Source organism: Streptomyces sp. NBC_00873, from assembly GCF_045207415.1.
Classification (GTDB): domain Bacteria; phylum Actinomycetota; class Actinomycetes; order Streptomycetales; family Streptomycetaceae; genus Streptomyces.
On record NZ_CP108803.1, the window covers coordinates 8,688,806 to 8,715,063 of the forward strand.

26 protein-coding genes and 1 pseudogene are annotated in these 26,258 nt (G+C 69.6%); 18 read left to right on the forward strand and 9 right to left on the reverse strand.

The window, feature by feature from the left end:
• Positions 1-37 precede the first annotated feature (37 nt).
• Positions 38-823: an electron transfer flavoprotein subunit beta/FixA family protein gene (locus tag OH809_RS40340; RefSeq protein ID WP_406416075.1), complete on the reverse strand. Its 786-nt coding sequence runs from the start codon at positions 821-823 to the stop codon at positions 38-40.
• A 108-nt stretch (positions 824-931) separates the two neighbouring features.
• Here OH809_RS40340 and OH809_RS40345 point away from each other — a divergent pair, with 108 nt between their 5' ends.
• From OH809_RS40345 to OH809_RS40365, 5 genes are all read left to right on the forward strand, one after another.
• Positions 932-1,639 (forward strand): TetR family transcriptional regulator, encoded by a 708-nt coding sequence (locus tag OH809_RS40345; RefSeq protein ID WP_406416074.1) that lies wholly within the window; start codon positions 932-934, stop codon positions 1,637-1,639.
• 115 nt (positions 1,640-1,754) lie between these two features.
• A complete protein-coding gene (locus OH809_RS40350; protein WP_406416072.1) occupies positions 1,755-2,144 on the forward strand; it encodes a Zn-ribbon domain-containing OB-fold protein in 390 nt (129 codons plus the stop codon).
• A gap of 851 nt (positions 2,145-2,995) precedes the next feature.
• A complete protein-coding gene (ctaD, locus tag OH809_RS40355) occupies positions 2,996-4,714 on the forward strand; it encodes a cytochrome c oxidase subunit I (protein ID WP_406424704.1) in 1,719 nt (572 codons plus the stop codon).
• Positions 4,715-4,738: 24 nt separating this feature from the next.
• The gene (locus OH809_RS40360) at positions 4,739-5,083 is read left to right on the forward strand and encodes a hypothetical protein (protein ID WP_406416070.1); all 345 of its coding nucleotides are present in this window, start codon (positions 4,739-4,741) and stop codon (positions 5,081-5,083) included.
• Positions 5,084-5,214: 131 nt separating this feature from the next.
• Positions 5,215-6,576, forward strand: coding sequence for an NAD(P)/FAD-dependent oxidoreductase (locus OH809_RS40365; protein ID WP_406424702.1), 1,362 nt, complete (start codon positions 5,215-5,217; stop codon positions 6,574-6,576).
• 247 nt (positions 6,577-6,823) lie between these two features.
• On the opposite strand, the gene OH809_RS40370 is transcribed toward OH809_RS40365, so the two are convergent.
• Together OH809_RS40370 and rho are read right to left on the reverse strand one after the other, a co-directional pair.
• Positions 6,824-7,822 (reverse strand): aldo/keto reductase family protein, encoded by a 999-nt coding sequence (locus tag OH809_RS40370; RefSeq protein WP_406416069.1) that lies wholly within the window; start codon positions 7,820-7,822, stop codon positions 6,824-6,826.
• 273 nt (positions 7,823-8,095) lie between these two features.
• Positions 8,096-9,235, reverse strand: coding sequence for a transcription termination factor Rho (gene rho / locus OH809_RS40375; protein WP_406416067.1), 1,140 nt, complete (start codon positions 9,233-9,235; stop codon positions 8,096-8,098).
• Between the two features lie 341 nt (positions 9,236-9,576).
• Here rho and OH809_RS40380 point away from each other — a divergent pair.
• Positions 9,577-9,687, forward strand: a pseudogene (locus tag OH809_RS40380) (hypothetical protein); the annotation flags it as partial.
• 18 nt (positions 9,688-9,705) lie between these two features.
• On the opposite strand, the gene meaB reads toward OH809_RS40380, so the two are convergent.
• Genes meaB through mutA form a run of 3 tightly spaced genes read right to left on the reverse strand, consistent with a single transcriptional unit; the run spans position 9,706 to position 14,777 of the window.
• Complete coding sequence (gene meaB / locus OH809_RS40385; RefSeq protein WP_406416065.1) at positions 9,706-10,704, reverse strand: methylmalonyl Co-A mutase-associated GTPase MeaB; 999 nt, start codon at positions 10,702-10,704, stop codon at positions 9,706-9,708.
• A 12-nt stretch (positions 10,705-10,716) separates the two neighbouring features.
• The gene (gene scpA / locus OH809_RS40390; protein WP_406416063.1) at positions 10,717-12,918 is read right to left on the reverse strand and encodes a methylmalonyl-CoA mutase; all 2,202 of its coding nucleotides are present in this window, start codon (positions 12,916-12,918) and stop codon (positions 10,717-10,719) included.
• Complete coding sequence (mutA, locus tag OH809_RS40395; protein WP_406416061.1) at positions 12,918-14,777, reverse strand: methylmalonyl-CoA mutase small subunit; 1,860 nt, start codon at positions 14,775-14,777, stop codon at positions 12,918-12,920. Before mutA ends, scpA begins: the two co-directional genes overlap by 1 nt.
• A 256-nt stretch (positions 14,778-15,033) precedes the next feature.
• On the opposite strand from mutA, the gene OH809_RS40400 reads away from it, so the two are divergent.
• From OH809_RS40400 to OH809_RS40430, 7 genes are all read left to right on the forward strand, one after another.
• Positions 15,034-15,345: a hypothetical protein gene (locus OH809_RS40400; protein WP_406416059.1), complete on the forward strand. Its 312-nt coding sequence runs from the start codon at positions 15,034-15,036 to the stop codon at positions 15,343-15,345.
• A gap of 100 nt (positions 15,346-15,445) precedes the next feature.
• Entirely contained in the window at positions 15,446-15,874 is a 429-nt protein-coding gene (locus OH809_RS40405) for a DUF6325 family protein (RefSeq protein WP_406416057.1), read from the forward strand.
• Between the two features lie 82 nt (positions 15,875-15,956).
• Positions 15,957-16,274: an SHOCT domain-containing protein gene (locus tag OH809_RS40410; protein WP_406424700.1), complete on the forward strand. Its 318-nt coding sequence runs from the start codon at positions 15,957-15,959 to the stop codon at positions 16,272-16,274.
• Positions 16,275-16,397: 123 nt separating this feature from the next.
• Positions 16,398-17,195 carry a tyrosine-protein phosphatase gene (locus tag OH809_RS40415; protein ID WP_406416055.1) on the forward strand — a complete coding sequence of 266 codons (798 nt, stop codon included), beginning with the start codon at positions 16,398-16,400 and terminating at the stop codon, positions 17,193-17,195.
• A 107-nt stretch (positions 17,196-17,302) separates the two neighbouring features.
• Positions 17,303-18,214 (forward strand): hypothetical protein, encoded by a 912-nt coding sequence (locus OH809_RS40420; protein WP_406416053.1) that lies wholly within the window; start codon positions 17,303-17,305, stop codon positions 18,212-18,214.
• Positions 18,215-18,274: 60 nt separating this feature from the next.
• On the forward strand, positions 18,275-18,679 hold the full coding sequence (locus OH809_RS40425; protein WP_406416052.1) for a DUF1992 domain-containing protein: 405 nt from the start codon (positions 18,275-18,277) through the stop codon (positions 18,677-18,679).
• A 42-nt stretch (positions 18,680-18,721) separates the two neighbouring features.
• On the forward strand, positions 18,722-19,222 hold the full coding sequence (locus OH809_RS40430; RefSeq protein ID WP_406416050.1) for a GNAT family N-acetyltransferase: 501 nt from the start codon (positions 18,722-18,724) through the stop codon (positions 19,220-19,222).
• A 71-nt stretch (positions 19,223-19,293) separates the two neighbouring features.
• Here the strand turns inward: OH809_RS40430 and OH809_RS40435 are convergent, their stop codons facing one another.
• The 3 genes from OH809_RS40435 to OH809_RS40445 form a co-directional block, all read right to left on the reverse strand.
• On the reverse strand, positions 19,294-19,683 hold the full coding sequence (locus tag OH809_RS40435) for a VOC family protein (protein WP_406416048.1): 390 nt from the start codon (positions 19,681-19,683) through the stop codon (positions 19,294-19,296).
• A gap of 153 nt (positions 19,684-19,836) precedes the next feature.
• Positions 19,837-20,688 (reverse strand): VOC family protein, encoded by an 852-nt coding sequence (locus tag OH809_RS40440; RefSeq protein ID WP_406416046.1) that lies wholly within the window; start codon positions 20,686-20,688, stop codon positions 19,837-19,839.
• Between the two features lie 319 nt (positions 20,689-21,007).
• A complete protein-coding gene (locus OH809_RS40445; protein WP_406416045.1) occupies positions 21,008-21,340 on the reverse strand; it encodes a DUF6479 family protein in 333 nt (110 codons plus the stop codon).
• Positions 21,341-21,850: 510 nt separating this feature from the next.
• Between OH809_RS40445 and OH809_RS40450 the strand changes: the two genes are divergently transcribed.
• The 5 genes from OH809_RS40450 (at position 21,851) to OH809_RS40470 (ending at position 26,190) form a co-directional block, all read left to right on the forward strand.
• Positions 21,851-22,030, forward strand: a complete 180-nt coding sequence (locus tag OH809_RS40450; RefSeq protein WP_406416043.1) for a hypothetical protein — start codon at positions 21,851-21,853, stop codon at positions 22,028-22,030.
• Positions 22,027-22,413: a hypothetical protein gene (locus tag OH809_RS40455; protein WP_406416041.1), complete on the forward strand. Its 387-nt coding sequence runs from the start codon at positions 22,027-22,029 to the stop codon at positions 22,411-22,413. The genes OH809_RS40450 and OH809_RS40455 overlap by 4 nt, the downstream gene beginning before the upstream one ends.
• Before the next feature lie 109 nt (positions 22,414-22,522).
• On the forward strand, positions 22,523-23,089 hold the full coding sequence (locus OH809_RS40460; protein WP_406416039.1) for a 2Fe-2S iron-sulfur cluster-binding protein: 567 nt from the start codon (positions 22,523-22,525) through the stop codon (positions 23,087-23,089).
• Positions 23,086-24,072 carry an FAD binding domain-containing protein gene (locus tag OH809_RS40465; protein WP_406416037.1) on the forward strand — a complete coding sequence of 329 codons (987 nt, stop codon included), beginning with the start codon at positions 23,086-23,088 and terminating at the stop codon, positions 24,070-24,072. The genes OH809_RS40460 and OH809_RS40465 overlap by 4 nt, the downstream gene beginning before the upstream one ends.
• Before the next feature lie 18 nt (positions 24,073-24,090).
• Positions 24,091-26,190 (forward strand): xanthine dehydrogenase family protein molybdopterin-binding subunit, encoded by a 2,100-nt coding sequence (locus OH809_RS40470; RefSeq protein WP_406416036.1) that lies wholly within the window; start codon positions 24,091-24,093, stop codon positions 26,188-26,190.
• The last annotated feature ends 68 nt before the right edge of the window (positions 26,191-26,258 follow it).

Consider the following 26,258-nt stretch of genomic DNA (forward strand, 5'->3'; position numbering starts at 1 on the left):
CGGCAGGCCGGATGCACTCCGGCCCGCGAGCCGGCGTCTAGATGAACTTCTGCTCCGCAAGGAAAGCGGCGAGCTGCTTGCCGCCCTCGCCCTCATCCTTGACGATCGTGCCCGCCGTGCGGGCCGGACGCTGCGCCGCGGAATCCACCGCGGTCCACGCACCCGCCAGACCGACCTCGTCCGCCTCGATCTCCAGGTCCTCCAGGTCCAGGGACTCAACCGGCTTCTTCTTCGCCGCCATGATCCCCTTGAACGACGGATACCGGGCCTCACCGGACTGGTCCGTCACCGACACCACCGCCGGCAGCGACGCCTGCAGCTGCTCACTGGCACTGTCACCGTCCCGACGCCCGGTCACCGTGCCGCCCTCGACCTTCACCTCGGACAGCAGCGTGACCTGCGGAACACCCAACCGCTCCGCCAGCACCGCCGGCAGCACACCCATCGTGCCGTCCGTCGACGCCATACCGCAGATCACCAGGTCGTAACCCGTCTTCTCGACCGCCTTCGCCAGCACCAGCGACGTACCGATCACATCCGTACCATGCAGACCGTCGTCCTCGACGTGAACGGCCTTGTCCGCACCCATCGACAGCGCCTTGCGCAACGCATCCTTGGCATCCTCCGGACCCACCGTCACCACAGTGATCTCCGCGTCATCCGCCTCATCGGCGATCTGCAGCGCCTGCTCCACCGCGTACTCGTCCAGCTCCGACAGCAGACCGTCGACATCCTCACGGTCCAGCGTCAGGTCATCGGCGAAGTGCCGGTCACCGGTGGCGTCGGGCACATACTTCACACAGACAACGATCCTCAAGCTCACGCCGGCTCTCCTACTTGGGTGTGGGTCCTGAGATGACCATATGGCACTCAGTACCCTCCGTAAAGGTACGTAGTGCCGAGCGGCCGGTATTGGTGTTAGGTTCCGGGCATGACCGAGGCACGCGGACCAGCGAAGAAACCCCCCATGCGGGAGGTGCTTGCCGAAGCGGCGTTCCAGCTCTTCCTGGAACGGGGCTTCGAGCGGACCACCGTGGACGACATCGTTGCGCGGGCCGGGGTCGGACGGCGTTCGTTCTTCCGGTACTTCCCCTCCAAGGAGGACGTGGTCTTTCCCGACCACGAGCGCTGCCTCGCCGACATGACCGCGCTTTTGGAGGCGGCCGACGAAGGCGACCCGGTGAGTACGGTGTGCGATGCGGCCCGGCTCGTCCTGCGGATGTATGCCGCGAATCCGGAGTTCTCGGTCCCGCGCTACCACCTCACGCGGGAGGTCCCCGGCCTGCGCACCTACGAGTTGTCCGTGGTGCGCCGCTACGAACGGACGATGGCCGAATACCTGCGGGGCCGCTACGTCGGCTCGCCGGACGGCCCGCTGCACGCCGAGGTGATCGCCGCTGCCGTGGTCGCCGCGCACAACAACGGCCTGCGCTCGTGGCTGCGTTCGGGTGGCGAGGGTGACGCCGAGGCCGCGGTGGACCATGCCCTCGGTGTCGTGCAGGAAGTCTGGGGGGCGAAGGCCGCGGGCGCCGCAGGGCCGACCACGGACGACGACGAGGTCGTCGTGGTGGTCGCCTCCAAGGGCACGCCGATGTGGCGTGTGGTGCAGAGGATCGAGTCGGCTCTCGCCGAGGACTGACCGCAGAGAAGGGACTCAGTACCTTTACGTCTAGGCACTCAGTGCCATATGGTGCGTGCGCGTCTGTGTCGAGCCACGACGCTGACGCACCGAGCCGAGTTCAGGGGGTCGAGACGTGTCCCATTCCGTTTCAGCGATCGATGCCGCACCAGCGGCGCAGGGTGAAGCCGGACTGATCTATCAGCGCTGCCGCTGGTGCGGCACCGCGTCCTTCAGGCGGCTTCTGTGTCCTGTGTGCGCGTCGAGCGATCTGGATTCCGTACGCAGTGACGGCCTCGGCGTCGTCGTGCGGACCAGCGTGGTGCACCGCTACACAGAGGCGGCACGCAACGAGTCCCTCGTCCGGCTGCCCGAAGGCTTCGTATTCCGGTGCCGTGTCGTGGGCGCCGCGCCGCACCTGGTGCACGTCGGCGCGCGGGTGCGCCCCGTGGCGGAAGCCGCTCCGGAGACGGGCGAGATCGTCCTCGAACTCTGCGACCCCGGCGTGTGTGCCGAATGGCAGTAGACCGTCCCCGAGACAACCGGAAGCCCCGGACCCGTACGGCGCCGAGGACTGCCTTGAGCAGCGCAGAGCCGGTACCGCACAGGCGCTCGCGAACGCCACCGGCCCGCGCGAGAGCCTGGACGGGCTGCTCCGCTCGTGCATCGAATTCGCCCTGAACCAGAGCCACTTGATCGGTGTGCTGGTCGGCGAGCCGGACCGGCTCCCGGAGAAGGAGCGCAAGGTGGCGCGGCAGACGCAGCGGGGACTGTCCTGCGCTGTGGGTCCGCCTGCTCGACGAGTTCCTGCCGGGTCCCGATGCGGTGGAGGTGAAGATCGTCGTGAACGCGATGCTCACCATGGTCGACAACGTGCCACGCACGGAGCGTCTCGGCGAGCGGACATCGTGGCCCGCCTCACGGATCTCGGTGCGGCGCTGCTTCTTGACGAGGGCCGCCCGGCCGCGGAGTGAGCACGGCGGTTCACGGGACCATGTGCACCGCAAGGGATGCTCGCGGAAGCCGAGTTGGGGACGCGTGACATCGACGGCACCGGTTGCCCCGTCGACGGTGACGCCCGTGCCGCCGGATGCCGGAGCGTGCACGGCAGCGAATGCCCCGGCCGTCCCTTGGTACCGCCGAGCCCATGGCTGATCCGGACCGGACACCGCGGCGGGTCAGCACACCCTGATGGGTGAATGTCACGCCATGGTGGGCGCCGGGCAGCCCACGTCGGTCCCGTGGCTGGTTTGCTGCACCTGGAAACTGGCGCGACGCGCCGGGGGGACCTGTCGGCCGCCTCGGTGGGAGCGGCGCCCCGCTGGGTGCCGAGTCCGCCCGCGAAGGACCGATCGAAGGAGCGTCGTTGTGGCGACGATGGGCACAGCTGGGGCGGACGAGACAGAGGAGTCGTACGCGAACGAACTGCCGGTACGGAGCAAGGAACCGGGCAATGTCGTCGTCAGGTGGATGACCACCACCGATCACAAGACGATCGGAACGTTGTACCTGGTCACCTCGTTCGCGTTCTTCGTCGTCGGCGGCGTGATGGCACTCATCATGCGCGCCGAGCTGGCCCGCCCCGGCAACCAAATCATCTCGAGCGAGCAGTTCAACCAGTTGTTCACGATGCACGGCACGATCATGCTGCTGATGTTCGCGACGCCGCTGTTCGCCGGGTTCACGAACTGGATCATGCCGCTGCAGATCGGCGCGCCCGACGTGGCGTTCCCGCGGCTGAACATGTTCGCTTACTGGCTGTATCTTTTCGGCTCGATCATCGCGGTGGCCGGCATCCTGACTCCGGCGGGAGCGGCGGACTTCGGCTGGTTCGCCTACTCCCCGCTGACCGATGCAGTCCATTCGCCCAGCATCGGCAGCGATATGTGGATCATGGGCCTGGCCTTCTCCGGATTCGGCACGATCCTCGGTTCGGTCAACTTCATCACCACGATCATCTGCATGCGCGCACCCGGCATGACGATGTTCCGGATGCCGATCTTCGTGTGGAACGTCCTGCTGACCGCCGTGCTGGTCCTGCTGGCCTTCCCGGTGCTGGCAGCGGCCCTTCTGGTGCTGGAGGCGGACCGCAAGTTCGGAGCGCGGGTCTTCGAGGCGGCCAATGGCGGCGCACTGCTCTGGCAGCACCTCTTCTGGTTCTTCGGCCATCCGGAGGTGTACATCATCGCTCTGCCGTTCTTCGGCATCGTCACCGAGATCATCCCCGTCTTCAGCCGTAAACCGGTCTTCGGGTACATCGGTCTGATCAGCGCCACCATCTCCATCGCGGGCCTCTCGGCAACCGTGTGGGCGCACCACATGTTCGTCACCGGTGGTGTGCTGTTGCCGTTCTTCTCGTTCGTGACGTTCCTCATCGCGGTGCCGACCGGTGTGAAGTTCTTCAACTGGATCGGCACGATGTGGAAGGGCTCGCTGTCCTTCGAGACACCGATGCTCTGGGCGATCGGTTTTCTGGTGACCTTCCTTTTCGGTGGTCTGACCGGCGTCATCCTGGCTTCGCCGCCGTTGGACTTCCACGTCTCGGACTCGTACTTCGTCGTCGCGCACTTCCACTACGTCGTCTTCGGCACCGTGGTCTTCGCGATGTTCGCCGGATTCCACTTCTGGTGGCCGAAGTTCACCGGCAAGATGCTGGACGAGCGGCTCGGCAAGATCACGTTCTGGACGCTGTTCGTGGGCTTCCACGGCACGTTCCTGGTGCAGCACTGGCTCGGCGCGGAGGGCATGCCGCGCCGTTACGCGGACTACCTCGCCGCCGACGGGTTCACCGCGCTGAACACGATCTCGACGATCTCCTCGTTCCTCCTCGGACTGTCGATGCTGCCGTTCTTCTACAACGTGTGGAAGACCGCCAAGTACGGCAAGCCGGTCGGCGTCGACGACCCGTGGGGTTACGGCCGTTCGCTGGAGTGGGCGACCTCCTGCCCGCCGCCGCGGCACAACTTCCTCACCCTGCCGCGGATCCGCTCCGAATCCCCGGCGTTCGACCTGCACCACCCCGCCGTACGCACCCTCGCCGAGGCGCAGAACCGCCCGCACACCGCCCCCGGGGGTCCGGGGCAGAACCCGGCGTGACGGATCCCGGTGAAAGGAGGACGAATGGACGCCGACAAGGACTGCGCCGCCCGCGGTCTGGCACAGATGGAGGGCTACCTGCTGTGGAACGCCGAGGTCGAGGAGGCACGCAGACGGGCTGCCCGGTTCACCGCCGAGCTGCCCTGGCTCACCACGGCCCAGTGTGAGGAAGTGGAACGTGTCTACATGGCGGAGCGGGTTGCCGCATCCCGGGCGATGCTGTCCCGGATCTCGGCCCGCGCCATCGAACTGCGCGGCGAGTACAACGACCGCTACCGCGCGCTCAGAGCACGCTGCGTCGCGACCGCCGTCGTCACCGCAGGCGCGGTCAGCGGCACGTGCACAGCCCTCACCCTGCTGACCCGCTGACTCCCTGCCGTCGTCCGTTCCGCCGCCCTCAGCGGGCGAAGTCGGACGCGGTTCGTGAGGATGGGGTGATGGGCGCGTGTGACCGGGCAGGAGTACGGGCCACCGCGCAGACCCGAGAAGGGACGAACACCGTGGTACGACCCAGGATTCTCGTCGTCGGCGCCGGATTTGCCGGGGTCGAGTGCGTACGCCGTCTGGAGCGCGGACTCAACCTCGGCGAGGCGGACATCGCGCTCGTCGCCCCGTTCTCCTACCAGCTCTACCTGCCACTGCTGCCCCAGGTGGCCGCGGGCGTCCTCACCCCGCAGTCGGTCGCGGTTTCGCTGCGCCGCAGCCGTCGGTACCGCACCCGGATCATCCCCGGCGGAGCGATCGGCGTGGACCCGAAGGCGAAGGTCTGCGTCATCCGCAAGATCACCGACGAGATCGTCGACGAATCGTACGACTACATCGTCCTCGCCCCGGGCAGCGTCACCCGTACGTTCGACATCCCGGGGCTGCTCGACAACGCCCGCGGCATGAAGACGCTGGCCGAGGCCGCCTATGTACGCGACCATGTGATCGCCCAGCTCGACCTGGCGGACGCCAGCCACGACGAGGACGAACGGGCCTCCAGGCTGCAGTTCGTCGTCGTCGGCGGCGGCTACGCGGGCACCGAGACCGCGGCGTGTCTGCAGCGGCTCACCATGAACGCCGTCGGGCAATACCCTCGGCTCGACCCGAAGCTCATCAAGTGGCACCTGGTCGACATCGCCCCGAAGCTGATGCCCGAGCTGGGGGACAAGCTAGGACTCAGCGCCCTGGCAGTCCTGCGCGAGCGCGGCATCGAAGTGTCGCTCGGCGTCTCCGTCGCCGAGGCCGGACCGGACACGGTGACGCTCACCGACGGCCGCGTACTGCCCTGCCGCACACTGATCTGGACGGCCGGCGTCACCGCGAGCCCGTTGGTCGCCACCTTCGACGCCGAAACGGTACGAGGCCGGCTGGCAGTAACACCCGAGATGACCCTGCCGGGGTTCAACGGCGTCTTCGCGCTCGGCGACGCCGCAGCCGTGCCGGACCTGGTCAAGGGCGACGGCGCGGTCTGCCCGCCCACCGCTCAGCACGCCATGCGCCAGGGACGCAGGCTCGCCGACAACCTGATCGCGACTCTGCGCCACCAGCCGTTGAAGCCGTACGGCCACAGGGACCTCGGGCTCGTCGTGGACCTCGGCGGCAAGGACGCGGTCTCCAAGCCGCTCGGCATCGAGATGCACGGCATCGCCGCGCAGGCCGTGGCCCGTGGCTATCACTGGTCGGCGCTGCGCACCAATGTGGCCAAGGCCCGCGTCATGACCAACTGGATGCTCAACGCGTTCGCCGGTGACGACTTCGTACGCACCGGATTCCAGGCCAGGCATCCCGCCACGCTGCGCGACTTCGAGTTCACGAACGCCTACCTCACGCCGGCACAGGTCCGTGAGCACACGGCGTCGATGACCGCCCGCGGCTGATTTCGGATTTCCTCAGCGGGGCCGGTCACATTCCTCCGGTGGCGCGTGTCATAGCACCGACGGACGGAGTTCCTGTTCGTCCATCGGTCACGTTCCTCCGTCGCGCAGTGTCGTACGAGTGACCCATGGGACCAGCACTTTGTGACCGGGGGCGCACGCCGACACGCCGTCGGAACGCCCCGTACGGGGAGGGCAGGGCCACCCGGACGGTGTGCCCGGCCCTCCCCGTCGCGGGTGACCGGTCGACTCAGTCGTTGCCCCTGTGGCCCGCGGTCAGCGCCGGGTTCCGTTCCACCACCGGCTCCAGCACGTCGTCGATGGCTTTGAGGAGGCCCGCGTCAAACGTCACGCCCGCCGCCTTCGCGTTCTCCGTGACCTGCTCGGGCCGGGAGGCGCCGATGATCGCGGCGGAGACGTTGGAGTTCTGCAGCACCCAGGCGACGGCCAGCTGCGCAAGGCTCAGACCGGCTTCGTCGGCGAGCGGCCGCAACTGCTGGACGCGCTCCAGGACGGCGTCGCGGAGCCACCCGGCGACGAAGTCCGCACCGCCCTTCTCGTCGGTCGCCCGAGAGCCGGCCGGAGGCTGCGCCCCCGGCTTGTACTTGCCGGTCAGCACGCCCTGGGCGATCGGCGACCAGACGATCTGACCGATGCCGAGCTCCTCGGAGGCGGGCACCACTTCGGCCTCGATGACCCGCCACAGCGCCGAGTACTGCGGCTGGTTGGAGATGAACGGAACGTTCAGCTCGCGGGCGAGCCGGTGTCCGGCGCGCAGCTGGTCGGCCGTCCACTCGGAGACACCGATGTAGAGGGCCTTGCCGGAGCGGACCACGTCGGCGAACGCTTCCATGGTCTCCTCCAGCGGCGTGGAGTGGTCGTAGCGGTGGGCCTGGTACAGGTCCACGTAGTCGGTCTGAAGCCGGCGCAGGGAGTTGTCGATCGATTCGAGGATGTGCTTGCGGCCCAGGCCGCGGTCGTTCTGCCCCGGGCCGGTCGGGAAGTAGACCTTGGTGAACACCTCGATGCTCTCCCGGCGCTGGTCCTTGAGCGCCCGGCCGAGGACGGCCTCGGCGCGGGTCTCGGCGTAGACGTCCGCCGTGTCGAAGGTGGTGATTCCGGCGTCCAGGGCGGCGCGGATACAGGCGGCGGCCGCGTCCTCCTCCACCTGGGAGCCGTGGGTGATCCAATTCCCGTAGGCGATCTCACTGACCGTCAGACCGCTGCGGCCGAGTCGGCGGAATTCCATGTGCCTGCTCTCCCTGTGCTGATACGTGAACACGTCATGCTAAGGCCGACCGGCAATTGGGGGGCGGTGTCACGGGGCTGGGGCACGCACCTCGCGGCGTTGTCGTGAATCACCATGTTCCCCGAGCTCTCGGCTTCGCTCGAGCAGGGGAGGCCCCATTCGCCATGGCTCGATCCTCCGCCTTGCGATGCACGCACCCCAGCCCCGCTCCTTCACCCACCCCCCCATTGCCGGTCGGCCTTGAGCCGAGGGGTTCTGTTCCGCCGGGAAGGTTCAGGCAGCGGGGACGGTGCCGTGGATGCGGCGGAGGAATGTCGCGTTGTCGGGGGTCTGCCGGATCCTGTCCAGCAGCACTTCGAGGGTCGCCTGCGCGTCCCGGGTGTGCAGCGCGCGCCGGAGACCTCGGACGGCGGCCAGTTCGGCGGCGGGGAGCAGCAGTTCCTCGCGGCGGGTGCCGGACTGCGGAATGTGCACGGCCGGGTAGACCCGCTTGTCCGCCAGTGTGCGGTCCAGCCGGAGTTCCATGTTCCCGGTGCTCTTGAGCTCTTCGAAGAAGAAGTCGTCGGCGCGGGAACCGGTGTCCACCAACGCCGTGGCGAGGATGGTCAGCGAGCCGCCCTCCTCGGTGAGCCGGGCGGCGCCGAAGAGCTGCTTGGGGCCGAGCAGGGCAGTGGCGTCGACGCCACCGCTGAGGGTGCGGCCACCGGCGGTGGCGGCGTTGTTGTGGGCCCGGCAGAGCCGGGTCAGCGAGTCGAGCAGGATCACGACGTCCTGCCCCTGTTCGACCAGCCGCTTCGCACGCTCCACCGCGAGTCCGGCGAGTGCGATGTGCTCCCTCGCGGGCCGGTCGAAGGTCGACGCGAGCACGTCACCCTGTACGGAACGGCGCATGTCGGTGACCTCCTCGGGGCGTTCGTCGAGCAGCACCACCATCAGATGGCACTCGGGGTGGTTGGCCGCGACGGCGGCGGCGATCTGCTGCAGCAGCACGGTCTTTCCGGTCCTGGGAGGGGCGACGATGAGCCCGCGCTGTCCCTTGCCGACCGGGGCGACGAGATCGACGACGCGCGTCGCCGGACTGCCGCCGGACGTCTCCAGACGCAGCCGCTGCCGGGGGTGGAGGGGGGTGAGATCGGCGAAGTGCGGCCGGTCGCGCAGCGCCTGCGGGGTGCGACCGTTCACGCGCTCGACCGCTGCGAGGGAGCGGGCCCGGTCGCAGGGGCCCTCGACGAGATCGCCCCTGCGCAGGCCGTACCGGCGGACGAGGCCGGCGGACACCTGCACGTCGCCGGGGGACGGGTGGCCGCCGTCGGTGCGCAGGGCGCCGTGCCCCTGGTGCGTGATGTCCAGGACACCGGCGACGGTAGTGAGGGTCGGTTGCTGGTCGAGGGAGCGTTCGAGTGTGGTGGTCATGCGGGGTGGTCCTTTCGCGGACATGGCGAATGAGGGGCCCGGCGGGTGTGAGGGGCGGTGTGATCACGCCCCGGACGACGGGCAGGAAAGTCCGTACCGGACTGAAAGAAGGTGGTGCGGAAGGCTGCGTCGCCGTCCGGGAAAGGACGGGCGGAGCAGCGTCAGAAAGGTGAACCGGCACCGGCGCCCGAAACTGGGGCGTACACACGTGCCGTTTGCACTGTACCACCCGCCGGACGCGAAACGCGCCGGGAATACAGGAGAGGCGGTGGCCGCCCCGCAGCCACCGCCCTTGACCTGCTCGCCCGCGCCGGCCGCGCTCAGCCGCCCACGTCAACACGCTCTACCAGCGCATCGACCGGATCTCGGCGCTCCTCGGCCCACAGTGGCGCCATGGCGACCACGGGCTCCAGGTCCACCTGGCCCTCACCATGCACCGCACGGCGGGGTGAGGGCCGAAGAACCGCGGATCAGCCGTGGCGCGCCTTGCCCCGGAACGCGGCGAGGATCTCCTCGGCGGCGAGTGTCGCCGTCAACTCGCCGTCGCGCACGCGCTGTTCGAGAGCCGGCGTGAGGGCGCGGACTTCCGGATGGCTGCGCAGACTGTCCAACAGCTCGTCCCGCACCATCGTCCAGGTCCAGTCGACCTGCTGCTCGCGCCGCTTGGCGGCGAGCCGCCCCGTCGAGTCCAGCAGCGCACGGTGCTGCTCCAGCCGCTCCCACAACGTGTCGAGACCCGTCGACTCACGGGCGCTGCACGTCAGCACCGGGGGAGTCCACGCCGCGTCGGCCGGGTGCATCAGCCGCAGGGCGCCCGCCAGTTCACGGGCCGCCGCCCGCGCGTCCCGCTCGTGCGGACCATCGGCCTTGTTCACCGCGATGGCGTCCGCCAACTCCAGGACACCCTTCTTGATGCCCTGCAGCTGATCGCCGGTACGGGCCAGCGTGAGCAGCAGAAACGTGTCGACCATCTGGGCCACGGCCGTCTCCGACTGGCCCACGCCGACCGTCTCCACCAGCACCACGTCGTAACCCGCGGCTTCCATCACCACGATGGACTCCCGGGTCGCCTTGGCCACCCCGCCCAGTGTCCCGGCGGTGGGGGAGGGGCGTACGAACGCCGCCGGATCGACCGCGAGCCGCTCCATCCTGGTCTTGTCGCCCAGGATGGAGCCGCCGGTGCGGCTGGAGGACGGATCGACCGCCAGCACCGCGACCCGGTGCCCGAGCCCGGTGAGCATCGTGCCGAGCGCGTCGATGAAAGTGGACTTCCCGACGCCGGGCACTCCGCTGATGCCGATGCGCCGGGCGTTACCGGACTGCGGCAGCAGCTCGCGGAGCAACTGCTGGGCCAGCGCCCGGTGATCGGGGCGGGTGGACTCGACGAGAGTGATGGCGCGCGCGATGTGTGCCCGCTTCCCGTCGAGAACTCCCTTCACATAGCTGTCGATATCGATTGTCGGAGCCATCGGGTCAGCGGCTCACAGCTCATGGCCGAGCGCGGCACCGAGTCGCGTCACCAGATCGAAGGCGGCGTCGGGGATCACCGTGCCGGGCGGGAACACGGCCGTCGCACCCGCCTCGTGGAGCGCCTCGACGTCCTGCGGCGGGATCACCCCGCCCACGACGATCATGATGTCGTCGCGGCCCTCGGCGGCCAGCTCCTCACGGAGCGCCGGCACGAGAGTGAGGTGCCCGGCCGCCAGCGAGGAGACACCCACGATGTGAACGTCCGCCTCGACCGCCTGCCGCGCCACCTCCGCCGGCGTCTGGAACAGCGGGCCGACGTCGACGTCGAAGCCCAGGTCGGCGAAGGCCGTGGAGATCACCTTCTGACCCCGGTCGTGGCCGTCCTGGCCCATCTTGGCGACCAGGATGCGCGGACGGCGCCCCTCCGCCTCCTCGAACCGGTCGACCAGCGTCCGGGTACGGTCCACGGAAGGTGACTCCCCAGCCTCGTTGCGGTACACACCGGAGATCGTACGGATCTGGCCCGCGTGCCTCCCGTACACCTTCTCCAGTGCGTCCGAGATCTCGCCGACCGTGGCCATCGCGCGGGCCGCGTCGACCGCGAGCGCCAGCAGATTGCCGTCGAGGCCCGGGCCGGGATCGCGCTCGGCAGCCGCCGTCAGTGCTCGCAGCGACGCCTGGCAGGCCCCCTCGTCGCGCTCCGCGCGCAGCCGCCGCAGCTTCTCGATCTGCTGGGCACGCACCGAGGAGTTGTCGACCTTGAGCACATCGATCTGCTCATCGGTCTCCACCCGGTACTTGTTGACCCCGATCACCGGCTGCCGCCCGGAGTCGATCCGGGCCTGCGTACGGGCCGCAGCCTCCTCCACCCGGAGCTTCGGGATGCCCGCGTCGATGGCCTGCGCCATCCCGCCCGCCGCCTCGACCTCCTCGATGTGCTGCCAGGCCCGTCGCGCCAGGTCGTACGTCAGCTTCTCCACGTACGCGCTGCCACCCCACGGGTCGATGACCCGGCCGGTACCCGACTCCTGCTGCAGCAGCAGCTGGGTGTTCCGGGCGATCCGCGCCGAGAAGTCCGTCGGCAGCGCGAGGGCCTCGTCGAGGGCGTTGGTGTGCAGCGACTGGGTGTGCCCCTGAGTGGCGGCCATCGCCTCCACACAGGTCCGCGTGACGTTGTTGAACACGTCCTGCGCGGTGAGCGACCATCCCGATGTCTGCGAATGGGTGCGCAGCGAAAGGGACTTGGCGTTCTTCGGCTCGAACTCCTTGACCAACTTCGCCCAGAGCAGCCGGGCCGCCCGCAGCTTGGCGATCTCCATGAAGAAGTTCATGCCGATGGCCCAGAAGAAGGACAGCCGCGGTGCGAACGCGTCGACATCGAGACCGGCGTCCCGCCCGGCCCGCAGATACTCCACCCCGTCCGCGAGGGTGTACGCCAGCTCCAGATCGGCCGTCGCACCCGCTTCCTGGATGTGATAGCCGGAGATGGAGATCGAGTTGTAGCGCGGCATCTTCTGCGAGGTGTACGCGAAGATGTCGGAGATGATCCGCATCGAGGGCTTCGGCGGATAGATGTAGGTGTTGCGGACCATGAACTCCTTGAGGATGTCGTTCTGAATGGTCCCGGCCAGCTTCTCGGGCGGTACGCCCTGCTCCTCGGCGGCCACGATGTACAGCGCGAGTACGGGGAGCACCGCGCCGTTCATCGTCATCGACACCGTCATACGGTCCAGCGGAATGCCGTCGAACAACTGGCGCATGTCGTAGATCGAGTCGATCGCCACGCCCGCCATGCCGACATCGCCGGTCACCCGCGGGTGGTCGCTGTCGTAGCCGCGGTGGGTCGGCAGGTCGAAGGCGACGGAGAGTCCCTTCTGCCCGGCCGCGAGGTTGCGGCGGTAGAAGGCGTTGGACTCCTCGGCCGTGGAGAAGCCCGCGTACTGGCGGATCGTCCAGGGCTGGTTGACGTACATCGTCGGGTAGGGACCACGCAGATACGGGGCCATACCCGGGTACGTGCCGAGGAAGTCGAGCCCTTCCAGGTCACGCCCGGTGTACAGCGGCTTGACCGAGATGCCCTCCGGTGTCTCCCACAGCAGATCGCCTTCGGGGTCGCCGGTGGACTCCTTCACCGCTGTGCGCCACTGGTCCTCGGACCCCTCGGCGCCGGTGCCCGGCCCGAGTTCGATGTCGGAGAAGTCGGGGATCCGCATTACGCCACACCCATACGGTCGAGAACGGAGGAGAGCACGGCCACCACATCGCAGCCCGCGAAGACGTACGCGTCGACATCGGCATACTCGGAGGGCCGGCCCGCGAGGAACACCCGCTGCGCACCGGCCGCGCGCAGCGCCGAGGCCACGGCACCGGCCTGCTCGGCGTAGAGCGCGTCACTGGAACACAGCACCGCCACGCCTGCCCCACTGGCGGCGAAGGCTCCGGCGGCCGTCGACGCGTCCACCGACACCGGGTCATGCACGGGCTCGATCCCGCCCGACTGGAACAGGTTCGAGGCGAACGTGGCCCGCGCGGTGTGCGCCGACGCGGGTCCGAGCGCGGCAAGGAACACCCGCGGGCGGCTGCCCGTCGCCGCCAGATGGGCGTCCGACCGCGCGCGCAGCGCCTCGAACGCCTCGTCACGACGGACCACGGGCAGGCCGCCCGCCGCGCCACCGTTGCCGGGAGCGGTCTCGCGCTCCACCGGACGCTCCGTCAGCTGCGGGAACTCGCTGACCCCGGTGATCGGCTCCTTGCGCCGCACCAGATCCTTGCTGCGCGCCGCCCAGGTGGCTGCCAGCCGCTCACCGACCAGGCCGGAGCCCAGCGCCGCGGCCTGGCCACCTGCCCGCTCGATCTCCTGGAAGAACGCCCAGGCGGTGTCGGCGAGTTCGGTGGTCAGTCGCTCCACGTACCACGAGCCGCCCGCCGGGTCGATGACCCGGGCCAGATGCGACTCCTCCAGCAGGATCGTCGACGTATTGCGGGCGATGCGCCGGGCGAACGCGTCCGGCAGACCCAGCGCGTGATCGAACGGCAGCACGGTGACGGAGTCGGCCCCGCCGACTCCCGCGCCCAGACACGCCAGCGTCGTCCGCAGCATGTTCACCCACGGATCGCGCCGCGTCATCATCACCGGCGACGTCACCGCATGCTGACGCTGCGCACCGGCGCCCGGAGCCCCGCACACCTCGGCCACTCGCGCCCACAGCCGACGTGCCGCCCGCAGCTTGGCGATGGTCAGGAACTGGTCGGCCGTCGCGGCGTACCGGAACTCCACCTGCGCGCAGGCCGCCTCGACGGAGAGCCCCGCCCCGGTCAGCGCCCTCAGATAGGCCACACCCGTGGCCAGCGAACTGCCCAGTTCCTGGGCGGCCGAGCCACCGGCCTCGTGGTACGGCAGCGCGTCCACCGTCAGAGCCCGGAGCCCGGGGTACTCCTTCGCGCACCGCTCCGCCCAGTGCACGGCGGCCGTCGGATCCGGAGCATCGCCGTTGCGCGCCGCCTGCCCCAGCGGATCCGCGCCGAGACTGCCGCGCACCGATGCCGCGGCAACCCCGCGCGCCTCATACAGCCGGAGCAGTTCCGTTGCCGCGGCATCGAGTTCACCGCCCGCGTCGAGCGCGAGGGGAGCCAGATCGAGGTAGACACCGTCCAGCGCCCGCGCCAGACCGGACACCGGTACACCCGCGGTACCGCCGACGGTCAGCCACAGCGACGTGACACCGTTCTCCAGATCTGCGAGCACGGCCTCGTTGAGCCGGGCCGGATCCGTCAGGCTGTGCCGCTGCCTTACGTCCCAGGCGCCCACCGCGTTCCCCGCGGCGTTGCTGCCGCGGGTGAAGGGAGCGAAGCCCGGATATCCGGCATCGGGTGCGCTATCGCGCGATGTGTAGAGAGGGCGGGTGATGAGCCCGTCCTCCACCGTGGTGGACAATGCTTCCTCGGCGGCCGAACCCGCAACATCCTTGCCCGACTTGCGCAGCACACCTTCGACAAGGCTCTGCCACTGCTCATGGGCTGGATCAGGGAACTCGGCGGCCAACGAAAGCCCGTCAGCAGGCAGGACCGTCATGCCTGGATGCTAGGCGAAGGCTCAGATGAGCAGCAGGGGGACCGCCTGTGACCTTGCCCTCTCCCAACGCGCTTGATCCAGTACGGACGGTGGCGTAGTCGGAGATCCGTCAAGACCATGGTGTTTCCTCGACTCCTGTCGGCATGTGCTCCATGGATCTGCTGCCGGCATTGCAGTTGCGAGATCATTCCGACTATCTTGTCGCACATACGGTCGCCTGTGCGATTGGGCGGGCGGTGCGCGTCTGCTGGGGGGCTTGCCCGATACAACCCGCCGCGGCGCGCAGCAGTGGCTCGACGGGCCAGGCGCCGGCCACCTCGCCCATCGGTCGCCGTGGGTGGCGCGGATGACCGGGCGCAACGCCCGGCCCGGTACCGGCGTGCCCGACGGGAGTCTCGCGCTCGCGGACAGCGGCCGGCTCCGAGTGGTGATCATCTCCGCCGGGACGTCGGATCCGGTCGCCGAGGTCACCCCCGAAGCGGCCGCCGAACGGGGGCTCGCCGCAGGTACGGCCGTGTGGACCAGCGTCAAGGCAACCGAGGTCACCCCCGTCGTTCTCTGCCGCTAGCGACCACAGAGGTCGCTGTCGCGGGCAAATTGTCATAGTGCGGCAGTAAATGACCGAAGTTATGCTGCTGGCATTCCATCCCTCAGGAGAGGAAACGCCCGTGGCTGTGGGACCAGTGGAGTACGTCGTCATCGCATTCCCCGGCAGTCATTTCACCGGTGCCATCGCGCCGGCGCTGGCGGACGTGGTCGCCTCGAAGGCAGTGCGAATCCTCGACCTCACGTTTGTGTACCGCGCCGAGGACGGCACGCTCGACATGGTCGAACTGGAGGACCTCGACCCTGATGACCTGGTGTCCTTCGAGCCGGTCGAGGGAGTGGTCAGCGGCCTGCTGAACAGCGAGGACATCCGCGCCCTCGGGGAGTGCGTGCCCCGGGGCAGCTCCGCCGCGCTGATCGTGTGGGAGGACCTGTGGGCGGTACCGCTCACGGAGGCCATTCGCGCCTCGGGCGGCCAGCTGGTGGCCCATGAGCGGATCCCGGCCGACGTCGCGGAAGCGGCCGTGGCCGCCTCCGGTTCGGCCGGCTGAACCCGCCCCGCCCGTCGACCGTCGTCATCACCGCATCGCACTGGAAGGGGCGCACATCATGCCGATTTTCCGAGGACCGGGCATGAACCGCCGCGGACCGGGACTGCTGGGCGCCGTGGCGCGCACAGCAGTCGTCGCCGGAACCGCATCGGCCGTCGGTGGACGGGTCCAGAGGCATCAGCAGGAGAAGTGGGGAGCCCAGGAGGTGGCCGCACAGCAGCAGGTGGAGGAACAGCGGGCCGTACAACAGCAACAGGCCATGCAGCAGCAGGTGGCGCCGTCCGCGCCTGCGGCGGACGACCTCCTCGACCGACTGGAACGGCTGGCCGAGCTGAAGAAGCAAGGCGTTCTGACCGAAGCCGAGTTCGAGGCGCAGAAGGCGAAGATTCTGGCAGGCTGACCCGGCCGCCGCCCACCGCCCCGCTCCCGGCGTTTCTTTTGTCGATCTCCTGGCAGCCCGCGAGTTGATTCGGCCGAGCCGAATCAATTCATCAGCCGTGTCCGGAATAAGGGGAAGTTCATCGTGCAGACCGCCAGGCCCGTTCCGGCAGCCACCGTCGTCAATATGCGCGATCTGGGCGGCATTTCGCTGGGTCCCGACCGCCGCGTCCGGCCCGGTGCGGTAGTGCGCTCCGGTCAGCTCAGTGAGCTCGACACGGTGAACGACCCGGCGGTGACCGCCCTCGGCATCCGTACGGTCGTCGACCTGCGGACCGCGGATGAGCGCACGGCGGCCCCGGACCGTCTGCCGCCGGGAGCCCGGCTGTTCGTCGCCGACGTCCTCGGTGACAACCCGGGTGTGGCACCCGCCCGGCTGCGCGCGCTGCTTGCCGACCGGGTGACCGCGGACGAGCTGCTCGGGGGCGGAAAGGCCGAGGAGCTGTTCGCGCAGACATACCGGCAGATGGTGCTGTCGCCGGGCGCCTCGGCCGCGTACCGGGCCTTCGTCGAGACCGCCGCGGACGACGGGGCCCGTCCGGTGCTCTTCCACTGCACGGCGGGCAAGGACCGCACCGGCTGGGCCACCGCGTTGCTCCTGCTGATGGTCGGGGCCTCGCGCGAGGTCGTACGTGCCGAGTTCCTTGCCGTGAATCCGGTGGTGCGGGCCGCCTTCCGCCCGTATGTGCAGGGCTTCCTGGACGCAGGTGGCGACCCGGAGATCGCCGCCGCGATCATCGAGGTCCGCCCCCGCTATCTCGACGTCGCCCTGGATGCCATGGACGAGCGGTGGGGCGGGCTGGACGGATATGTGCGCGACGGGCTGCGGGTCCCCGAGCCCGTGGTGGAGCGGCTGCGGAGCCGGCTCGTGGTCTCCGCCTGATCCCGGAACCGGCCGTCGGCAGGGCGCCGGCGGGTTGACTTGATACCCCTAGGGGGTATGTTGTTGGCCTGTCGGAAGCGCCCGCTTCCCTGCCGATGGAGGCCGTCATGAACAACGGACTGAAGATCACCGTCTTTGCCGCCGCGCTTGCTGCGACCTTCGGGACGGCGTACGGCGTCGGCAAGGGGGTCGACCCGCTGGTCTCCACCGGCGCTCACGCGCCGCAGCAGCACAGCGGCCACGGCGCCACCGGGCGGGACGGCGCGGCGGAGCACGGGCCCGGCGGACTGCAGATATCCGAGGACGGCTACACGCTGGCGCTCGACACACCCGCGGTCGCCGCGGGCGGCCGGACCGGGATCCGGTTCGCGATCGAGGACGACGCCGGCCGCAAGGTCACCGCCTTCCGGCGCGAACACGGCAAGGAACTGCATTTCATCCTCGCCTCGCGCGACCTCACCGAGTACCGGCATCTGCACCCTGTCCGCGCGGCCGACGGCACCTGGTCGACCTCCGTCGATCTGCCGAAAGCCGGTGACTACCGGGCATTCGCGGACTTCACCCCGGCCGCCGAAGGCGCCAAGAACGTCACGCTGGGCGCGGATCTCCCGGTCTCCGGCGCCTACCGCCCCGCCGCTCTGCCGGCCGCCCGCAGCACGACCGAGGTCGAGGGCTACCGGGTCGCCCTCGGTGGCGAACTCCGGGCCGGCCGGGAGAGTGAGCTCGAACTGACCATCAGCCGGAACGGAGAGCCGGTCACCGATCTGCAGCCCTATCTCGGCGCTTACGGGCACCTTGTCGCCCTGCGCTCGGGGGACCTCGCCTATCTGCACGTCCACCCGAACGACGGCGGTCCCGGACCGGCGGTCTCCTTCACGGCGACGGCGCCCAGCGCGGGGATGTACCGCCTGTTCCTCGACTTCCAGCACGAGGGGAAGGTCCGCACCGCCGCTTTCACGGTCGAGGTGAAGCCCTCGGTGAGGGCCCGGACCGAGGCGAGCAGCGGGCACCAGCACTGAGGGGCCGGCCCTCGGTATCGTGGAGGGACGGGATCACGGGTTCTCCGAGAGGGGCGTACGTTGACCGAGCGCAAACCCCCGGGCGTCAGCTTCGAATCATGGGTCGACAAGCAGATCCACGATTCCGAGGAGCGCGGCGACTTCTCCCAACTGCCGGGTTTCGGCAAGCCGCTGCCCGATATCGACCGCCCGTACGACGAAGCCTGGTGGATCAAGGCGAAGATGCAGCGCGAAGGCGTGTCGATGCTCCCGCCGGCCCTGGCCCTGCGCAAGGAGGCGGAGGATGTGCGCGAGGCGGTGTCCGGAGCCCGTTCGGAGGCCGAGGTGCGCCGGATGCTCACCGAGGTCAACGAGAAGATCGAGGCGGCGATCCGGCGGCCGCCGCCGGGGCCGCTGCTGAATCTGCGCCCGTTCGACATCGACACGTTGGTCGGGGAGTGGCGCGACGGACGCGGCTCGGGGTAGGTCCGGGCGGCGGTCCGTCCACTGATGCGTAATACTCCCTCTATGAGATGGAGTGTTACGTCGTCGAGTGGCGAGGTGGGTCGCGACGCGGTGCGGGTCCGGCGGGCGACGGCGGGCGACGCGAAGCGTCTCACCCGGCTGGTCAGGAACTCCCGTGCCTACGAAGGGCCCTACGCGCCCATGGTCGCCGGATACCGGGTGGGAGCCGACTACATCGAGACCCATCGGGTCTTCGCCGCCGTCGAGTCGGCGGAGTCCGGTTCCGGCCGGCTGCTCGGCTTCTACTCGCTGATCCTCGACCCGCCGGAACTGGACCTGATGTTCGTCGCCGACGATGCCCAGGGCCTCGGGATCGGCCGCCTGCTCATCCGGCATCTGTGCGGCGAGGCACGGAATGCCGGACTCACCGGCGTCCGCATCGTCTCGCATCCGCCCGCCGAGGGCTTCTACCGCAGTGTGGGCGCTCGGCGGACCGGCACCGAGACCGCCCGGCCGCCCGCCGTGATGTGGGACCGGCCCGAGCTGATGCTCCCGGTCGGCTGACGGACCGCAGAAGGGCCCGGCCGGGACCCGGATACCTGGCCCCGGCCGAACCCCTCGTGTGCCGGGCCCCGCTACGAGGCGAAGCCGCCGTAGGGACGCGTGATGATCTCCATGGCATGGCCGGCGGGATCGAGGAAGTAGATACCCCGGCCGCCGTCATTGTGGTTGATCTCGCCCGGATGCTTCTGGTGCGGATCGGCCCAGTAGGTGATCCCGAGCTCCTTGATGCGGGCGTATGAGGCGTCGAACTCCGCCTCCGACACAAGGAAGGCGTAGTGCTGCATGGTGATCGATTCGGCGGGAATGGTCGCGAAATCCAGCGTGACCCCGTTCGCGGTGGCGACCGCGATGAACGGACCCCATTCCGCGCCGATTTCCAGACCGAGGATGTTCGCCAGGAATTCGGCGGATTCCCGCTTGTTCCGGGCGTGAATGATGGTGTGATTCAACTCGACTGACACTGTGGAATGCCTCCAACGGGCATCTCACGGGCACCTCCACGCCTCACCCGGCCGGTGACCGACGCGCGATGCCGTACTCAAGATCGTAGGCGAGTCGGCGCCGAGCCGTCGAGACGGGGGAGGGGTTACGGAACCCGTTCCTTCCAAGCCGGTCTACGTGTCCTCCGCGGCCTCCGTGACCTCCACGACCTCCGCGGCCGGGTTCCGGACGTCCGTGACGGTGAACAGTCCACCGTCCGGATCCAGCAGCGTGGCTTCGCTGCCCTCGCTCGTCGACCGCTCCTCGACGACCGAGCCCCCGTGCTCGCGCGCCGAGGTCACCGCCGCCGCCACATCGTCCACCGGGAAGTGGACCTGCCAGTGCGGACGGATCAGCGGATCGGGTGCCGCCTCGACCGCCCCGGAGCTGATACGGGCGAGCTGCCTGCCGCCGCACTCCACGATGACCTCGTCCTTCGCGTACGACACCTCGCAGCAGCCGGGGCGTCCGGTCGCCCAGTCGAGGACCTCGCCATAGAAGATCGCCGCCTCGAAGGCGCTCCTGGTGCGCAGTCGGAGCCAGGCATGCGAGTAGTTGCCCGGCGCCGGGGGAGAGGTCGCCGGCGCCGTGCGCTCCCAGAAGCCGAACACGGCGCCGTCGCGATCCGCTGCCAGCGCCCCGCGCCCCTTGCCGAGGGCCAGCGGCCCCACCGCGACCGTTCCGCTGCGCTCGCGGATCCGTGCGGCGGTCACGTCCGCGTCCCGGACGGCGAAGTAGGGCGTCCAGACGACGGCGACCTGATAGGCCGTCGCCACCGCGGCGATGCCGGCCACGGGCACGTCGTCGCGGCGCGCCACGGAGAACTCCTGACCCAGCTTGCCCGCACGGAAGGTCCAGCCCAGTACGGCGCTGTAAAATGCCTGCGCCGATTCCAGGTCGCGGGTCATGAGGTTGACCCAGCAGGGAGCAGCCGACCCTGTGAGCGCAGCCGGCGCGGACACCGTCCTGGGTTTGCCTCCGGTCATGGTCCCACTGCCTTCGTCGGGTCTTCGGCATGCGTTGCCGGTGGCCGTCGGGCCTCTATCAGCCTCACTTCGGTCGGCGACTTCCGCAACACGCGCCGGGCCCGGTCCCACCTCCCGCGGGCGGCAGGTCACACTCCGCCCGGCGGTGGCGCACAGCGGGGCGACACCGAGGGCGATCAGCCCCCGCGGTATGTCCGCGGGGGACTCCTGTTCGTTCGCGCCCGGGCCCTCGAAGCCCTCTGGGAGAACGAAAAGCAGCCGCCCATGACGAAGATGCCGACCGGTCACTGGGGCGGAGACCGTTGCGTCGGAATCCGGTTCAGTCGCGTGGCTCTTCCCTGTCCCGGGGGATGGGCTCGTTGCCGTGGTCACCGAGTTCGTAGGGCCAAAGTCCCCGCCCGTCGGCCGGGAAGCTGTCGTCGCCGTGGACGTCGCGCTCTTCCATGTGGGTCCGGTGGTCCGGCCGCGGCGGCTGCTCGTCCGGCCGGGGCGGCGGCAGTTCCTGGTCCCGGCGCCGCATTCCCAGCCAGAAAGCACCGATCAGCATGCCCACCAGGGCCACTCCGACAATCGGCATCACCACCCCGGTCGCGCCCCGTCCGGCCGCGAGGAGCAGGGCCAGGGAACTGAGGGCTCCGTTCGAAACGTCCATACATGCTGAATACCCCGGCATGAGGATGTCACTCGACAATGGCTGTCAATTCATGTTTTAAGTGGATATAAGTTGAAAAAAGTTTCGTTGCTCAGTGGCCCCGATGGCCGAGCGGCGGACACGCTTGTTCCTCCCCCTGGCGGAGCGGTCTGCCCGGACGTCAATTCCCGTCGGGTTCGGCGGCACGCGGTTCACCGCCGCCGCGCGCATCCGCCGTCGTCCCTCTCGTGTCGCCGACACCCAGCCGTGGGGTGAGCCTGGAGAGGGTTCCCGAATCGCCGGAGGGATGCGATGGCGGTGCCGAATCCGATCGGCCGTTGGCCGGTCTGCCGACAACTGACCAGCGGCGATCCGCTGGGCAGGAGGCGTGCGGCGATGTCGCGGCGTATGGGACCGGGTGAGCCTCGTGCACCGGGCGGCGGAACGCCGAGTCGTACCACGAGGGGGCGGGCCGGAACACTGCTTCGCTCCGGCCGTGTGCTCACCGTGGCCGGCGCCGCGGGAGCAGCCGTGCTCGGAAACCGCCAGGCGGCCGCCGTCGGCGCCGGACCCGCGCTGCTCGCGGGTTCGGCCCGCACACGCTTCGGGATCTTCGCGGCCGGCATCGCGTCCGCCGAGGATCCGGTCCACACCGTCGGTCCCCGGCGCGGGGACGTACGGCAGAACTCCGAGCGGAAGGAACCCCGGTGAACAGCACACAGTCGCAGACGGAGGAGAGTCGGTACGGAAAGGAGGTGTCCGTCGCCATCAGCGGATGCGCGAAGGATGACGCACGAACGGTCTTCGACGTCCTGCGGGCCGCCTTCGCCACTGACAGGGCCCTGGTGGATGTGCCGCAGGACTTGGCGGGAAAGCGCCCCACGGTATGGACCGTGACCGTCGACGTGTCCGAGGCGCGGGTGGTCTCGGGTCCCGTCGCGTTGGGCAAGCCCGTGAAGGTCGATGTGCAGGGCGGTTACTGGGCGGTCGAGGAGCTCAGGAAACACCTGGCCGACGCCTTCACGGTGCAGGTCGTCGGAACGGTCTCCGGTGACCAGGAGGAGGAGGTGCGCCTGCGGCTGGAGAGCCGGTAGGGCGCAGAACCGAACCGGCGCGGGGCAATGAACCGGAAAGTCGTGCACATCTGGTACAAAAATATGGCACAAAGCACGCAAAAGTCACAGTGATGAGAGGTGCGGGCGAGTGGATCCCACCAGCGAGCGGGAGAACAGTTCCGGACAGCTGGGGGAGACCCGTCACCGTTCCACCCTGGCGCTGCACATCAACGGCACGGCACGGACCCTGACACTCGATCACCGCACGACCGTCCTGGACGCGCTGCGCGAACACCTGGGCCTCACCGGCGCCAAGAAGGGCTGTGACCACGGCCAGTGCGGGGCGTGCACCGTCATCGTCGACGGCCGGCGCGCCAACAGCTGTCTGCTGCTCGCCGTCGCGCACGACGGGGCCCGCATCACGACCGTCGAGGGACTTGCCGACGGTGACCGGCTGCATCCCGTCCAGGAGGCATTCCTGGCCAGGGACGCCCTGCAGTGCGGCTACTGCACACCCGGTCAGATCTGCTCGGCCGTCGGCATGCTCGGTGAAGCGGCGGACGGCTTCCCGTCCCACGCCACCGAGGATGGCGAGGACGGCTCCGCCCCGGCGCGGCTCACCGCCCCCGAGATCCGTGAGCGGATGAGCGGCAACCTGTGCCGCTGCGGCGCCTACCCGCGCATCGTCGAAGCGATCGAGGACGTGGCGCCGTGAAACCGTTCGGATATCTGCGCGCCCGCACCACTGACGAGGCGGTCAGCGCGATGACCTGCCACCCGGGGGCCGTCTTCCTCGGCGGGGGCACCAATCTGATCGATCTGATGAAGCTCGGTGTGGCGACCCCGGATCTCCTCGTCGACATCAGCGGACTGCCCCTGGACCAGGTGGCGGACACCCCCGACGGAGGTCTGCGCATCGGTGCGACCGTACGCAACAGTGACCTCGCCGCCCACCACGCCGTGCGCACCCGCTACCCCGCCCTGTCGCAGGCACTGCTCTCCGGAGCCTCCGGGCAGCTCCGCAATACCGCCACGACCGGCGGAAACCTGTTGCAGCGCACCCGATGCCCGTACTTTCAGGACACCTCGAAGCCGTGCAACAAACGGGCACCGGGCACCGGCTGCCCCGCCCGTGAAGGCGCCCACCGCGACCTGGCGGTCATCGGCCACTCCGAGGCATGTGTCGCCACCCATCCGTCGGACATGGCCGTCGCCCTGGCGGCCCTCGACGCCACGGTCCAGCTGTACGGGCCGGACGGCGAGCGGAGCGTTCCCGTCACCGACTTCCACCGGCTGCCGGGAGACGCTCCCGACCGCGACACCGTGATCCGGCCGGGCGAGCTGATCACCGAGGTGCTGCTGCCGCCGCGTCCCGACGGCGCCGCCTCCGTCTACCGCAAGGCCCGCGACCGTGCCTCGTACGCCTTCGCGCTCGCCTCCGTCGCCGCAGTCGTCACCGTCCGCGACGGCCGCATCGAGCACGCAGCACTGGCCTTCGGCGGGCTCGCTCACCGCCCCTGGCGCGCCCGCGCCGCGGAAGAGATCCTGCGGGGCGCCACCACCACCGACGACACCTTCACCCGGGCCGTGGACGCCGAGCTCGCGACCGCCCGGCCGCTGCGCGACAACGCATTCAAGGTGGAGCTCGCCCGCAGCCTGGCCGTCGGCGCACTCGCCGCACTCACCGCCCGCATCTGAAGAAGGGGACTTCCCGCCATGAGTGACGCCCCCCAGCCGCTGGGCAGCCCTGTGGTCCGCCTCGAGGGCCGGGACAAGGTCACCGGCGCCGCCCGCTACGCCGCCGAGCACACTCCGCCGGGCTGTCTGTACGCCTGGCCCGTACCGGCCACTGTCGTACGCGGCCGGATCACGGCGATCCACACCGACGAGGCACTCGCCCTGCCCGGCGTGCACACCGTCCTCACCCATGAAAACGCCCCGAAGCTGAAGCAGCCCGACGACCCGGACCTCGCCGTCCTCCAGGACGCCCGGGTGCCGCACCGGGGCCGGCACGTCGCGCTCGTGGTGGCCGACACCCTCGAATCGGCCCGCGCCGGAGCCGAGGCCGTCCGGATCGAGTACGAGAGTGCCGGGCACGATGTCCTGCTCGACGAGGACCACCCGGGCCTGTACACACCGCAGACGGTGAACGGTGGATACCCCGCCGTTCGCGAACGCGGCGACGTCGACCGCGCCTTCGCCGTGTCCCCCGTACAGATCGACGCCACTTACACGCTCGGGCCCCTGCACAACCACCCCATGGAACCGCACGCCTCCACCGCCCATTGGACGGACGACGGGCAGCTGACCGTGTACGACTCCAGCCAGGGCACCGGAACGGTCCGCGACTCCCTGGCCGCCGTGTTCGGACTCCGACCCGAACAGGTCACGGTCGTCTCCGAACACGTCGGGGGCGGCTTCGGCTCCAAGGTCACCGCGCGCCCGCAGGTGGTACTGGCCGCCATGGCCGCGCGCCACACCGGACGCCCCGTCAAACTCGCCGTGCCTCGACGCGAACTGCCCGCCGTCGTGGGTCACCGCGCCCCCACCGTGCAACGCGTCAGACTCGGCGCGGAACTCGACGGTACCCTCACCTCGCTCGCCCACGAGATCATCACCCACACCTCCACGGTCAAGGAGTTCGTGGAACAGGCGGCCGTGCCGGCTCGCACGATGTACTCGTCCGGGCACAGCCGTACCGTCCACCGGGTGGCCGCCCTGGACGTGCCCAGCCCCTCGTGGATGCGCGCACCCGGCGAGGCCCCCGGCATGTACGCGCTGGAGTCGGCCATGGACGAGCTGGCCGTGGCCCTCGGTATCGACCCCGTCGAACTGCGCCTGCGCAACGACCCCGCGTACGAACCCGACACCGGCCGCCCCTTCAGCAGCCGCGGCCTGGCCGCCTGCCTGGAGGACGGCGCCGCACGGTTCGGCTGGTACGACCGCGATCCGAGCCCCGCGGTCCGAAAGGAAGGCCCACTGCTGCTCGGTACGGGCGTCGCCTCCGCCACGTACCCCGTATACATCGCCGGCTCCAGCGCCTCGGCGCACGCCGCTGCCGACGGCACCTACCGCATCAGGATCAATGCCACCGACATCGGCACCGGCGCCCGCACCGTCCTCGCGCAGATCGCCGCGTCCGTGCTGGACACCCCCGTGGCCGACGTCCGGATCGACATCGGCAGCAGCGCGCTGCCCGAAACGCCCCTGGCCGGCGGTTCCGCGGGTACGGCGTCCTGGGGCTGGTCCGTGCACAAGGCGTCCACCGCCCTGGTACGACACCTGCGCGAGCGCACCGGACCCCTGCCCGACAAGGGCCTCACGGTCACCGCCGACACCGCGGAGGAGACGGCTGTGCAATCCCCTTACGCACGGCATGCGTTCGGCGCGCACTTCGCCGAAGTCGCCGTCGACAGCCGCACCGGTGAGGTCCGGGTGCGCCGCATGCTCGGCGTCTTCGCCGCCGGACGCGTTCTCAACTCCCGTACCGCACGCTCCCAGTTCATCGGCGGCATGATCATGGGGCTCGGCATGGCGCTGACCGAGGGCAGCACGATCGACCCCGTCTTCGGCGACTTCACGCAGAACGATCTCGCCTCTTACCATGTGCCGGTCTGCGCCGACGTCCCGGAGATCGAGGCGCACTGGATCGACGAGGACGACCCGCATCTCAACCCGATGGGCAGCAAGGGCATCGGCGAGATCGGCATCGTCGGGGCCGCGGCCGCCATCGGCAACGCGGTGCGGCACGCCACCGGAGCCCGGCTGCGCAATCTCCCGCTCACTCCGGACAAGCTGCTGCCGTATCTGCCCTGACGCCCGGTGAAGCGTGGCACATCGGCGGTGAGCTCATGCGCATGACACTGCTCGGCGCGCAAGCGCTG